This is a genomic window from Bacillus sp. MT94, assembly GCF_058792475.1.
Genome location: NZ_JBXAEZ010000004.1, coordinates 153,366 through 166,965, shown reverse-complemented (window position 1 = coordinate 166,965; position 13,600 = coordinate 153,366). Strand labels below are relative to the sequence as shown.

The 13,600-nt window shown below is 35.5% G+C and carries 9 protein-coding genes and 1 other annotated feature; of the genes, 6 read left to right on the top strand and 3 right to left on the bottom strand.

Annotated elements, in window-relative coordinates:
- Positions 1-3: 3 nt before the first annotated feature.
- Positions 4-921: a UDP-N-acetylmuramate dehydrogenase gene (gene murB, locus AC1Q51_RS16060; protein ID WP_001057106.1), complete on the top strand. Its 918-nt coding sequence runs from the start codon at positions 4-6 to the stop codon at positions 919-921.
- A gap of 96 nt (positions 922-1,017) precedes the next feature.
- Positions 1,018-1,233 (top strand) — a binding site (T-box leader).
- A gap of 56 nt (positions 1,234-1,289) precedes the next feature.
- Positions 1,290-2,552 (top strand): tyrosine--tRNA ligase, encoded by a 1,263-nt coding sequence (tyrS, locus tag AC1Q51_RS16055; protein WP_016513209.1) that lies wholly within the window; start codon positions 1,290-1,292, stop codon positions 2,550-2,552.
- 190 nt (positions 2,553-2,742) lie between these two features.
- Here tyrS and AC1Q51_RS16050 read toward each other — a convergent pair whose 3' ends face one another.
- From AC1Q51_RS16050 to AC1Q51_RS16040, 3 genes are all read right to left on the bottom strand, one after another.
- Positions 2,743-3,921 (bottom strand): NAD(P)/FAD-dependent oxidoreductase, encoded by a 1,179-nt coding sequence (locus AC1Q51_RS16050; protein ID WP_000043198.1) that lies wholly within the window; start codon positions 3,919-3,921, stop codon positions 2,743-2,745.
- Positions 3,922-3,965: 44 nt separating this feature from the next.
- Positions 3,966-4,406, bottom strand: coding sequence for a DUF1641 domain-containing protein (locus tag AC1Q51_RS16045; RefSeq protein ID WP_001115309.1), 441 nt, complete (start codon positions 4,404-4,406; stop codon positions 3,966-3,968).
- Between the two features lie 435 nt (positions 4,407-4,841).
- A complete protein-coding gene (locus tag AC1Q51_RS16040) occupies positions 4,842-5,186 on the bottom strand; it encodes a winged helix-turn-helix transcriptional regulator (protein WP_000760481.1) in 345 nt (114 codons plus the stop codon).
- Between the two features lie 373 nt (positions 5,187-5,559).
- Between AC1Q51_RS16040 and AC1Q51_RS16035 the strand changes: the two genes are divergently transcribed.
- The 4 genes from AC1Q51_RS16035 (at position 5,560) to AC1Q51_RS16020 (ending at position 13,600) form a co-directional block, all read left to right on the top strand.
- Positions 5,560-6,723 carry an MFS transporter gene (locus AC1Q51_RS16035; RefSeq protein WP_168410432.1) on the top strand — a complete coding sequence of 388 codons (1,164 nt, stop codon included), beginning with the start codon at positions 5,560-5,562 and terminating at the stop codon, positions 6,721-6,723.
- A gap of 16 nt (positions 6,724-6,739) precedes the next feature.
- Entirely contained in the window at positions 6,740-7,579 is an 840-nt protein-coding gene (locus tag AC1Q51_RS16030; protein ID WP_090978091.1) for an aldo/keto reductase, read from the top strand.
- Positions 7,580-7,691: 112 nt separating this feature from the next.
- The gene (locus AC1Q51_RS16025; RefSeq protein ID WP_001022533.1) at positions 7,692-8,615 is read left to right on the top strand and encodes a thioester domain-containing protein; all 924 of its coding nucleotides are present in this window, start codon (positions 7,692-7,694) and stop codon (positions 8,613-8,615) included.
- Between the two features lie 572 nt (positions 8,616-9,187).
- A complete protein-coding gene (locus AC1Q51_RS16020; protein WP_492331595.1) occupies positions 9,188-13,600 on the top strand; it encodes a putative mucin/carbohydrate-binding domain-containing protein in 4,413 nt (1,470 codons plus the stop codon).

Sequence of the window (13,600 nt, the reverse complement as noted above, 5' to 3'; positions counted from 1 at the left end):
AAAATGAATATGCAAGAGGTTTATAAATATTTAAGTACGGTATTGCCTGAAGGACATGTTAAACAAGATGAAATGTTAAAGAATCATACGCATATTAAAGTTGGCGGAAAAGCAGATGTTTTCGTTGCGCCTACAAATTATGATGAAATTCAAGAAGTTATCAAATATGCGAACGAATATAATATTCCAGTTACGTTTTTAGGAAATGGATCGAATGTCATTATTAAAGATGGTGGAATTCGCGGGATTACAGTAAGTTTAATTCATATTACAGGTGTTACTGTAACAGGAACGACGATTGTAGCACAGTGTGGCGCAGCAATTATTGATGTATCACGTATTGCTTTAGACCATAACTTAACGGGTCTTGAGTTTGCTTGTGGTATTCCAGGTTCAGTTGGCGGAGCATTATATATGAATGCTGGTGCATATGGCGGTGAAGTATCGTTTGTATTAACAGAAGCTGTCGTAATGACAGGTGATGGAGAGCTACGTACTTTGACGAAAGAAGCATTTGAATTTGGATATCGTAAGAGTGTATTTGCGAACAACCATTACATTATTCTTGAAGCGAGATTTGAACTTGAAGAAGGTGTACGTGAAGAAATTAAAGCAAAAATGGATGATTTAACGTTTAAGCGTGAGTCAAAACAGCCTCTAGAATACCCTTCTTGTGGTAGCGTATTTAAGCGTCCACCAAATAACTTTGCTGGTAAGTTGATTCAAGACTCAGGACTACAAGGTAAGCGAATTGGTGGAGTAGAAGTTTCTTTAAAACATGCTGGATTTATGGTGAATGTTGATAACGGAACAGCACAAGATTACATCGATTTAATTCACTTCGTACAAAAGACAGTTGAAGAGAAATTTGGCGTGAAGTTAGAGCGAGAAGTAAGGATTATTGGAGAAGATAAGGAATAACGAAATACGTATGAAGATATGAATTATTTTAAAATAATATTTGGGTATTGTTGACAATTTGTTTTCAATTCAATATAATGCTAATAATTTAACAAATAACATACGTTGAAAGAGCCCAGTAGCAGTTTGTCACTGTTAACGAGAGAGCTAGGGGTTGCTGGAACCTAGCACAAACAAACTTGTGAATTACACTCTGGAGTATCTTAGGTAATGCTAAGCGGACTAGCAATCGATATTATTGCTAAGAGTGGTATGAGTAGCTATGCTATTTATGCAAACTGGGTGGTAACACGGTGAATAATCGTCCCTATGTCTATCGTAGACATAGGGGCTTTTTTGTTTTTAAAAAATAAAGGGGATGACAAAAAATGAATATTATTGATGAATTAGAATGGCGTGGCGCCGTTAATCAGCAGACTGACGAAGAAGGCTTACGTAAGCTAGTAGAAGAGAAAAAGATTTCACTATACTGCGGAGTTGATCCGACTGGTGATAGTATGCATATCGGACATTTGATTCCGTTTATGATGATGAAGAGATTCCAATTAGCTGGCCATCATCCTGTTATTTTAATTGGCGGGGCAACAGGAACAATTGGTGATCCGAGTGGACGACAATCGGAGCGTCAACTTCAAACGTTAGAAGTGGTTCAGCATAATGTAGATGCGTTAACAGCGCAAATGAAAAAGCTATTTGATTTTGGCGGAAATAGCGAAGTGAAGATGGTAAATAACTATGATTGGACACATGAAATAAATATTATTGAGTTTTTACGTGATTACGGGAAAAACTTTAGCATCAATAGCATGTTAGCGAAGGATATTGTAGCAAGCCGTTTAGATACAGGTATTTCTTTCACAGAATTCACATACCAAATTTTGCAAGCAATGGATTTCCATCATTTATACACGAAAGAGGATGTTCAACTTCAAATTGGTGGTAGTGACCAATGGGGAAATATTACGAGTGGTTTAGATTTAATTCGTAAGTTAGAAGGTCATGAGGCGAAAGTATTCGGATTAACGATTCCGTTATTATTAAAATCGGACGGTACGAAGTTTGGTAAATCAGCAGGTGGTGCGGTTTGGCTTGATCCCGAAAAAACGACACCGTTTGAATTTTACCAGTTCTGGGTAAATACAGATGACCGTGACGTAATTAAATACTTGAAATACTTTACGTTCTTAACGAAAGAGCGTATTGATGAATTAGCAGCGAAGGTAGAAGCGGAACCTCATAAACGTGAAGCGCAAAAAGTGTTAGCGGAAGAAATGACGAAATTCGTTCATGGAGAAGAGGCATTATTACAAGCTGAGAAGATTACAGCAGCGTTATTTAGCGGGGATATTAAATCGTTAACAGCTGATGAAATTGAACAAGGCTTTAAAGAAATGCCAACGTTCCAGTCTTCAAAAGAGACGAAAAACATCGTAGAGTGGCTAGTCGATTTAGGAATTGAACCATCTAGACGCCAAGCACGCGAAGACATTAATAATGGTGCGATTTCTATGAATGGTGAGAAAGTAACAGATGTGGGTACGGATGTTACTGTAGAAAATTCATTTGATGGAAGATTTATTATTATTCGTAAAGGGAAGAAGAACTACAGCCTTGTGAAGTTAGGCGAATAGTTTGTGTGAAAGGATGGGAGTAGGAAGAATACTTCCATCTTTTCGTATACACAATTTGGACATAAAATAATCAGTAAATTTAGATAATTAAAAGGGTTATATTATTCTTCTGCCGAATAAATAAGTTAGAGAAAATTACGGATAAAAATAGCCCGAACCATGCTGGGCATGATTCGGGCTTATATTCAGATTAGTAAGCTAAGCTGAATAGACCTTTAATGTGTGATAAGTAACGAACGTTACTTGCTTCTTTCATTAATGATGCTGGTAAGCCTTTAAGTGGAGTATTGCTTGCTCCAATTGTAGCAACCGCATCTTTACGTCCTAGACTAGCAAGTGTTCCAGAGTTTACAGGTGCGAACTCTTCGAATGCTTTGCCTTCTAGTGCTGCGTATAAGTTGTATCCAATTAACTCACCCATTTGCCAAGCGATTTGTGCAGTTGGTGGGTATGGACGTCCGTCTGGAGCGAAGACAACTGCGCTGTCTCCAGCAACGAATACGTCTTTGTGAGAAGTAGATTGTAGGTATGCATCAACTGTTGCACGTCCACGGTTAACTTCAAGACCTGATTCACCGATTAATGGGTTACCTTGTACGCCGCCTGTCCAAACGAATGTGTTAGCAACAAGTTTTTGACCGTCTTTTAAGTCGATTTCATTGCCAGCAACGTTTGTTACAGGAAGACCAGTTAAGAATGTAACGCCGCGTGCTTCTAGGCTAGTAGTTGCACGTTCGATTAAGTGGTCTGGTAATACTGGAAGGATTTTTGGACCTGCTTCAACAAGAAGAAGTTTAACTTCTTTTGGATTTACGCCGTGGCTTTTTGCAAGTTTAGGCATAATGTCAGCAAGCTCACCAACTAGCTCAACGCCAGTTAATCCGCCACCACCGATTACGATTGTAGCATCAGCTTCGTTTTTCGTTTTCGCGTATTCACGAATACGGTCTTCAACGTGTTTGTAGATTTTGTTTGCATCAGCAGCAGATTTTAATACCATGCTGTTTTCTTCTAGTCCTGGAATACCGAAGTAAGCAGTTTTACTTCCTAAAGCAACTACAAGTGCATCGTAAGATAAAGTAGTGCCACCAGCTAGTTTGATTTCTTTGCTATCAACTGAGAATGACTCAACTGTTGCAATTTTAAGATCGATATCTTTACCTTTGAAAAGCTTTGTAAGTGGCATTGCAATTGCTTGCTCAGACACGTTACCAGCTGCTAGGCGGTGTAATTCAGTGATGATTTGGTGTGTTGGGTATTGGTTAATCACTGTAACTTGTGCTTCTGATTTGCTGTAATATTTACGTACGTTTAAAGCGGCAAGAAGACCGCCATAACCAGCGCCTAAGATGACAATTTGTTTTGACATAGTATGATATCCCCCGTCTTTACTAATTGTTGTTATAAGTTAAATTATTTATTGTTACGTTCTGCACTAATTTGAAGATATGCGTTCACAAAGCGGAACATTTTTTGTGCTTGTGGATCTTTTAGTAATTTTAACAGACCGAATAGGCCGATAACTTCGTTGCTTTCGTCAGCACGATCTTTCGCTTCGATTGCAGTTGCAGCCATGCTTTTCACTGTATCTTTTACAGGTTCTACAAGCTCTGTAATTGCACCAACAGTGTCGCTTTTTAATACTTCATCAGTAGCAACAGTTTGAGCGAAGTCATAAGACTTAGTTAAAATGTTAACAAGCTCAGTTAATTTTGGAAGCTGTTCTACTAGTGTTGTTAATGATTCTTGTACCTCAGGTTTTAACAACTGATCAAGTACATCAAGTTGTCCTTGGCTAGCAGAAATTTGTACAGTTTCTTGTTCTGGCTTTGTTTGAGTCATAGTTTCTGGCATCTCCAATTCTCCTTTACGATAGCAATACTCTTATTTTTTATAAGTAAGATAGTAAACGTTTACGAAACTTTATGCAAAGTTTCACAAAACACAATAAAATGCCTTTAAATTTATGACAGCAAGTAAGCTGCAAACATAAATCTAAAACCATAACGTCTTACTTATTATTTATGAACTGTCCGATATATGGCTTGTCCGCATAATGGAAAAGCTCCGTTACCGGAAAGTGTATATAATATATATCCTATATTATATACTATATACACCTATGTTAACATAAAAATGATTCCTAATTATTTGATATTGAGTGTATAACGTAGTGCTGACAAGGTATGAAAGCGTATAAAATATTTTGTTTCAGTTAGAAATGTACATATATATATAGAAAAAAAGGAAAAAACGAACAAATTCATGTTCGTTTTTTCCTTTTTCCTATTATTCACCTTCTGCAATTAGCATCGATGTGTTACCTTCTTTTTCAAGATGGCATTCGCCCCAAGAACAAAGAGAGTCAAGAATGGATTCTAAAGACCAACCGTAGTCGGTAAGAGAATATTCTACTTTCGGTGGGACTTGGTTGTATACTTTTCTTTGAATGACCCCGTCGTCTTCTAATTCACGTAATTGCTGCGTTAACATTTTTTGTGTAATACCAGGCATTGAGCGTTTTAATTCACTCGTTCTCTTTGTACCTTTCGTTAAGTGACAAAGAATAACAACTTTCCATTTGCCGCCGATAACTTCTAAAGTCGCCTCTACAGGAATATTGTATTTCTTCATATGAACCCCTCCCTTTTTGAGTAAAGTAAGTTTAATAATACAAATGTTACTTTTTAGTACCTATAGCACTTTAAAGTACGTACTTTTTATTATGTTAAATATGTTTCATAATAGCACATGTAAGAGGCAAATGAGTAGTACGGTACCAAAAAGTGACTATGTTACTTTTTAGTGCCTATCGTACTTTAAAGTGCGTTCTTCAAAAAAGGAATGAAACCATTCATAATAGCATTTGTAAGTATGAAATATATTTTTTAGAAGATAAAAGGGCCTTTTTATCATACTATTATGATTGGATTTCTTGTAATAAGGAGGAATTCAATTGAGTTCATATACAGTACCATCTTCGGAAGCTCAGACGAATCGAAGAAGTATGTTTGCTTTATTAGCGCTAGCAATTAGTGCGTTTGGGATTGGTACGACCGAGTTTATTAGTGTCGGTTTACTACCATCTATTTCAAAAGATTTAAATGTTTCGGTTACAACAGCCGGTTTAACGGTTTCCTTATATGCGTTAGGAGCAGCGGTAGGAGCTCCTGTTTTAACAGCGTTAACGGCTAGTATGTCGCGAAAGACATTATTAATGTGGATTATGGTTATTTTCATTATTGGTAATGGCATTGCGGCGGTAGCAACAAGCTTCACTGTATTAATTATCGCAAGAATTGTATCTGCGTTTGCACATGGTGTGTTTATGTCAATTGGATCTACAATTGCAGCTGCAATCGTACCAGAGAATAAACGTGCTAGCGCAATTGCGATTATGTTTACTGGATTAACAGTTGCGACTATTACTGGTGTGCCAATTGGAACATTTATCGGTCAAGAGTTTGGCTGGAGAGCGTCATTTATGGCGATTGTCGTAATTGGAATTATTGCTTTCATCGCAAACAGTATACTCGTCCCATCTAATTTAAAAAATGGTGTACCTGTATCGTTTCGTGATCAATTTAAATTAATTAAAAATGGAAGACTATTACTTGTTTTCATTATTACTGCACTTGGATACGGTGGTACATTCGTAACATTTACGTATTTATCACCCCTATTACAAGAAGTAACAGGATTTGAAGCAAGTACCGTTACTATCATTTTATTAGTGTATGGAATCGCCATTGCGATAGGGAATATGGTTGGCGGGAAATTATCGAATCATAATCCGATTCGAGCGCTATTTTACATGTTCTTTATTCAAGCGATCATATTATTTGTTTTAACATTTACAGCGCCATTTAAAGTAGCTGGATTAATCACAATTATTTTCATGGGACTATTCGCATTTATGAATGTTCCAGGGCTACAAGTATATGTAGTTATATTGGCAGAGCGCTTTGTTCCAAGTGCGGTTGATGTTGCTTCAGCAATTAATATTGCCGCATTTAACGGAGGAATCGCTTTAGGTTCTTATATAGGTGGCCTCGTAACGAATTCGTTAGGATTAATCCATACTGCTTGGGTAGGCGGTCTTATGGTAGTAGGTGCTGTGATTTTAACAGCATGGAGCATGACATTAGAAAAAAGAGATCAAGTAAAATAAAAGGAGCGAAAATAAAATGAAAAACTTACAAAGTAAAACAGTATTAAATAATGGTGTAGAAATGCCTTGGTTCGGTTTAGGTGTATTTAAAGTAGAAGAAGGACCAGAACTTGTAGAAGCTGTAAAATCAGCGATTAAAGCAGGATACCGTAGCATCGATACAGCTGCAATTTACGGAAATGAAAAAGCTGTAGGTGAAGGAATCCGTGCAGGTATTGAAGCGACTGGTATTTCAAGAGAAGAATTATTTATCACTTCAAAAGTATGGAACGCAGATCAAGGATATGAAGAAACAATTGCTGCATACGAAGAGAGCTTAAAGAAATTAGAATTAGATTATTTAGACCTATACCTTGTTCACTGGCCTGTAGAAGGAAAATATAAACATACGTGGAGAGCGCTAGAAACACTTTATAAAGAAGATCGCGTACGTGCAATTGGCGTAAGTAACTTCCAAATTCATCACTTACAAGATGTAATGAAAGATGCAGAAATTAAGCCAATGATTAACCAAGTAGAATATCACCCTCGTTTAACACAAAAAGAATTACAAGCTTTCTGTAAAGAACAAGGTATTCAAATGGAAGCATGGTCACCACTTATGCAAGGTCAATTATTAGATAATGAAACATTACAAGAAATTGCTGAGAAACACGGTAAAACAACAGCACAAGTGATTTTACGTTGGGATCTTCAAAACGGAGTAATTACAATTCCAAAATCAACGAAAGAACACCGCATTATTGCAAATGCTGATGTATTTAACTTTGAATTAACAAAAGAAGACATGGAAAAAATCGATGCGTTAAACCAAAATCACCGCGTTGGTCCAGATCCTGATAACTTCGATTTCTAAGATTAAAGTAAGAAAGAAAAAAGAGTGCTTTTATGCGCTCTTTTTTTTGCATAAAAATATTTTCTAATTAAATACTACTTAGTATTAAGTTTGTTATTAAGGGGCTGTAAACATGAATATAAAGCAATCGTTCAAACTTTTAGCTATGTTTTTAAGTGTCTTATTTGTATTATTCCCACTTCAAAAAGCATTCGCAGAAGTTATGGATCATACAAAGTATGAAATGAATTGGAGTTATAGTAAGTCAAAGAAGAAACCAATTCGAACAGAACTTATTAAAACGGCAGATGGAAAAATTGCATTTTGCTTAAATGTAGATTTAAAATCTCCGAGTGGTCAAGATTTACCAGAAATGGGTAAAGTGGATATTAATGTGTACCGTGTACTGTTGAATGGATATCCACAAAAGAGCCCACAAGAATTAGGAGTATCTGATTGGAGAGAGGCGCATTACGCAACGCAGCTTGCAGTATGGAATGCGTTAAAACAAATTGATGTTAATGATTTAGATTTCCGCAATAAAAATGTAGAGAAAGTAACGAAAGACATCGTTGCAAAAGCAAACGCTAGTGAAGAGTTACAAGAAATTACGATGAGTGTAACTCCTACAGAAGAACAAGAAGCAGTATTAAAAAATGATTTCTTTGAAACAGGTTTATATACAGTAGAAACAAATGCAAAAAGCGGAACGTATAAAGTGCAAGCAACAGGTGCACCAGCGGGCGTGAAATTTGCAAATGAAAAAGGCGAAACAAAAACAGAATTTAATGTAGGAGAAAAGTTCCGCATTTTAATTCCGAAACAAACACCAGCTGGTGGATTTAGCTTTAAAGTATCAGGAAATTTAACGAAACTACAAGGAATTGCGCATAAAGGTACACCGACTATTCAAAATGCAGTAGTATTACTTGAGCGTAGTGAAGAAAAAACAAGTCCAGAGTTAGCGGTAAGTTGGAAAAAGGCTGAGGCTCCAAATAAACCAAATAAGCCATATACTCCAAATGAACCGCATAAACCGAATCAATATAAAAGGTAAGGATGAAAGCATTGGTGTTAACCAATGCTTTTTATATATGAGTTTTAAAGCTATATCAAAATAATTATTTACTATATAAAACGCTGTTTTAATGATAGGAAAACTATTTAGAAATAACAAGATATAATAAAATCTAAACGTAACGATTAATAGATTAAATTCACAAAATTGTAACATTATTCTAATTGAAAAGTCTATCAAACAAAGTGTAAAGCGTGTACAATTCATTTGGAAAAACTACCTATAGATGGTCATATATGAAGAAAATGTAAGATGATATTGTTGTTTTTATTTTTAGATGTATAGATGACAAGACTAAAATATATCATTTACTATACCCTTTTTATGTAGAAAGAGAACTCATCACACGAGGAAAGAAGTGAGGAGGATACAGTACATCAAAATTTTATAATATAAGAAAGCGAATACATAGGAAGAAATGCGGTAGCAATTGATATAGGTGCGCGAAGTGTTAGCCTATTCATTACATGTTTTTATAAAAATAATAGGATTTCTTATTAAACGAATATATAGGGTAGTTTCTTTAAATAAAGGAACAGGGGACACAGATTATGTCGAAGAAAAAGACGAGTAGGGTATTAGTAGCTGGTGCTTGTTTAGTTACGTTATTAACGCCATATGGACTTGAAGTACCTAAGGTGTATGCAGAGATGACGATGGAAGATAAGGAGAAAGAGCAAGAAGAGCGAGTGTATCAATTGCTGCCAAAAGGTAATGTAGAAGAGATGCGTGAGTTGCATCAGCGTCGAATGAGTTTTTCTCCTTATGAACCAACGGGCATTTATGTAAAGCCGGGTGAAGAAGTAGTTATTCAAGTAGAAGGGACTCAACAGATTAAAGCTTATATTGGTACATATTCTTATGAAAAAGAAGAACCTAAACAATTCAATTTAAATCCTGGTGAGAATAAAATTTCTTCTTCAAATGGGGGACTATTATACTTTTATAATTATCACAACACAGGAGAAGTAGTCGCTAAAGTGAAAAAAGGTGGTACAACAAATCCTTTATTTATTTTAGGAAAGCATACGACAAAAGATTGGAAACGTATGTTGGCAGAGAATCCTGATCCATATGCAATAGAAATGAAGGGAGAAAATAGTTTATTAACTATGCATCCTGAGACTGTAGCGGAGCATTTAAAACAAGAAGATCCAGCTGCGTTATTAAAGAAACACGATGAAATAATTAATATAGAACATAAGATATCAGGTTTATCAAAAGGTGGTGTGGGTGTTGCGAATCAAGGTAAACACTCCATTCATTTTGTTGAAGACTGGTATACGGACAATTATATGTATGCGACTTATTATCGAACAGCTTATAGTAAAGGGAATTTAGGGCCAGTACTAAATCTAGAAGAGTTAACTAATGATGGATGGGGGCCTTGGCATGAAGTGGGACATCAACATCAACAGAATACTTGGTTATGGGATGGACTTGGAGAAGTAACCGTTAATATTTATTCTTTGGCAGTTCAAACTACATTCGGGCATAAAACAAGGTTAGAGCAAGAGGGGCGCTATGAAGCTGCATTTGCTTATTTAGGTAAACCAGATGCACAAGAAAAGATGGATGTATTTGAGAAATTAGTTATGTTTTGGCAGTTACATTTAGCTTATGGGGAACAATTCTATCCGAATTTACATCAAATGTATCGTTTGTTACATGACACAGAACTGCCTAAATCTGATGAAGAGAAAAAGCAGATGTTTATTTATATGACGTCAAAAGTGGCAGGACAAAATTTAATTCCTTTCTTTGATAAATGGGGATTATTTGCAAATGATGCTACGAGAGAAAAGATTGAAAAATTAAATTTACCAAAATTAGAAAAAGAAATATGGTTATCTACAGATAGCAATCCAATTCGTGAAAAACAAACTGAGTTATATGAAGTTCCATATGGCGAGCCAAATAATGAAAAAATACAAAATGTAGTAATCGGTACTACACATGATGAGAAAAAAGCAAAGGAACTTGTACAGAATTTAGGAGAAGGTGTAAAGACAACAGGTGTGATTATGCAAGATAAGCCTGAAGTTGGAGAAAAAACTGTAAAAGTAGAAATTGTAGATGGAAAAGGAAATAAGAATTTCATTCCAGTTGTAGTGAATGTTGGATATGGGGATAGCCTACTTGTATATGGATTGAAATATACCGGGGAGGGAGACTTGAAGTCAACCGTAACTCTACACCATGGTACAAAAAAATTTAGTGCAACAGATACAAAAAATTTAATTCACGATTATTTTCAAGATGAGAAGTATTTTGAATTTACACTGTACGATAAAGAGGGAAAAAAGAAGAAAAATATAGCGGTAAAAGGGTTGGAGAATACAGAAGCTTTTGCCAAGGAAGTAAATGGATTAGCATTTGAATATGGAGATGTGGTGAAAGTATATCATGCAGAATCTTCACGCTTACATTGGTATCAAAAGGGTTTATATGTGGGAGAAGGAAAAAATAAAGAAATAAAAGAATTATTCTTCAAAATTACTGAAAATGGATTTGAGAGATTAAAAACATTGCAAGAAGTAACAGCAAAGCCACAAACAGTAGTAGTCGGAACAGAAGTAGAAAAGCTAGAAGCGAAAAACTTTGTTGAAGTGAAAGACGGAGAGGTAATTGGCTTTGTAGAAAAGCCAACTACAACGAAAATCGGAAAACAAACAGCCAAAGTAGAAACGAAAGATCGTTTTGGAAATAACCAAGTAACAGAAGTACCATTAGAAGTGGTTTATGGAGATAGCATTGCATATGCAGGATATAACAATGATATTGCTTCAGTGGTAACGTTAAAGCATGATGAGAAGAAATTCCATGTGACTGATATGAATAGCCAGATTCATAAGTATTTTAATAAAGAGCTATACATGGGAATCACGTTATATGATGGAGAAGGAAAAGAGAAAAAACGTGTAACAGCAGAAGGACAAGAAACTTCAAAAAACTTTGCAGAACAAGTGAATGGTACGCAGTTTGAGTATGGAGATGTAGTGAAAGTATTCCATGCAGAACCAGATCGTTTGAAATGGTATCAAAATAATACTCTTACTGGTCAAGGTAAGAAAAAAGGAACAAAAGAACTATTCTTCAAAGTGACAGAAAAAGGTTTCGAGAAAATGGATATGTTGCAAGAAGTAACAGCAGTACCACAAAAAGTAGTTATTGGAACTGACGTTAAAAAATTAGAAGCAAAAGATTTTGTTCAAGTGAAAGATGGAGAAGTAATTGGATTTGTAGAAAAACCAATTACGACAAAAATCGGTGAACAAAAAGTAAAAGTGGAAACGAAAGATCGCTTTGGTAATAAAAAGGTGACAGAAGTTCCATTAGAAGTGATTTACGGTGATAGTATTATGTTCTTCGGTACAAGTTATGGAGGAACAAATATTAAATCGGTTGTCACGTTAAATCATGAAGAAAAGAAATTCAGTACAACAGATTCAGAAGGTCCAATGCATACTTCATTTGCAGATGAGAAGTATATGGCGATGACTGTATACGATAAAGATGGAAAAGAGAAGAAAACTCTATCAGTAAAAGCATCTGAAAATACAAAAGGATTTGCGGAACAATTCAACGAAATGACGTTTGAATATGGAGATATAGTAAAAGTATATCAAAAAGAGTTTGATAGATTTAAAGTATATAAAAAGAATGAACTAGTGGATACACAGTATGGTGTTCATGAAGTGATCTTTAAAGTGACAGAGCAAGGTTTCGAGAGAATGGAAGCTCAACAAGAAGTAACGGTAGTACCGCAAAAAGTAGTAATTGGGACAGAAGTTGAAAAATTAAATGCAAAAGATTTTGTTCAAGTAAAAGGTGGAGAAGTAATTGGATTTGTAGAAAAACCAATTACGACAAAAATCGGTGAACAAAAAGTAAAAGTGGAAACGAAAGATAGCTTTGGAAATAAGCAAGTGACGGAAGTTCTCCTGGAAGTAACATATGGAGATAGCTTACTTGTATATGGGTTAAGCTATGGTGGTGACGATATGAAATCAATTGTAACGTTACATCATGATGCGAAAAAAATGAGTGCGACGGATACGAGTAATTTGATTCATGATTATTTTGGAGATGAGAAGTATTTTGCATTCACTCTGTACAACAGAGAGGGAAAAGAGAAGAAAAATATAGAGATAAAAGGGCTGGAGAGTACAGAAGCTTTTGCTAAGGAAATAAACGGACTAGCGTTTGAATATGGAGATGTGGTGAAAGTGTATCATGCTGAATCTTCACGCTTACACTGGTACAAAAAAGGTGTATATGCGGGAGAAGGAAAGAATAAAGAGATAAAGGAACTAGTCTTCAAAATTACTGAAAACGGCTTTGAAAGAATGGAAGCTAAGCAAGAAGTAACAACTGTACCGCAAAAAGTAGTAATCGGAACAAACGCTGATAAATTAGATGCAAAAAACTTTGTTCAAGTAAAAGATGGAGAAGTAATTGGTTTTGTAGAAAAACTGGATACAACAAAAATTGGTGAACAAAAAGCAAAAGTAGAAACGAAAGATAGCTTTGGGAATAAGAAAGTGACAGAAGTATCTGTGGAAGTTACATATGGAGATAGCATAGTATATCAAGGTGTTTCGAATGTAACACGTTCAATTGTTACGTTAAACCACGCTGAAAAGAAATTACATGCAACATTTACAAATGAGGAGATTCATTATCGCTTTGTAAATGAGCAGTATATAGGCCTTGCGATTTATGATCAAAATGGAAATGAGAAAAAGCATGTAACGGCAGAAGGACAAGAGACTTCAAAGAATTTTGCTGGGCAATTAAATGGAACGGCATTTGAGTATGGAGATGTGTTGAAAGTATATCATGCGGAACCGAGTCGTTTGAATTGGTACAAAAAGAATGAGTTAGTTAAAAAAGAGGATGCGATGAAGGGGCAAGAAATATCCTTTAAGATTAATCAAAATGGATTAGAGCAAGTGCAATAA

Coding starts and splice junctions, on each gene's coding strand:
- murB (WP_001057106.1), top strand. CDS start 4: ATGAATATGCAAGAGGTTTATAAATATTTAAGTACGGTATTGCCTGAA.
- AC1Q51_RS16045 (WP_001115309.1), bottom strand. CDS start 4,406: ATGCCAGAAACTATGACTCAAACAAAGCCAGAACAAGAAACTGTACAA.
- AC1Q51_RS16025 (WP_001022533.1), top strand. CDS start 7,692: ATGAATATAAAGCAATCGTTCAAACTTTTAGCTATGTTTTTAAGTGTC.
- AC1Q51_RS16040 (WP_000760481.1), bottom strand. CDS start 5,186: ATGAAGAAATACAATATTCCTGTAGAGGCGACTTTAGAAGTTATCGGC.
- AC1Q51_RS16020 (WP_492331595.1), top strand. CDS start 9,188: ATGTCGAAGAAAAAGACGAGTAGGGTATTAGTAGCTGGTGCTTGTTTA.
- AC1Q51_RS16035 (WP_168410432.1), top strand. CDS start 5,560: ATGTTTGCTTTATTAGCGCTAGCAATTAGTGCGTTTGGGATTGGTACG.
- tyrS (WP_016513209.1), top strand. CDS start 1,290: ATGAATATTATTGATGAATTAGAATGGCGTGGCGCCGTTAATCAGCAG.
- AC1Q51_RS16030 (WP_090978091.1), top strand. CDS start 6,740: ATGAAAAACTTACAAAGTAAAACAGTATTAAATAATGGTGTAGAAATG.
- AC1Q51_RS16050 (WP_000043198.1), bottom strand. CDS start 3,921: ATGTCAAAACAAATTGTCATCTTAGGCGCTGGTTATGGCGGTCTTCTT.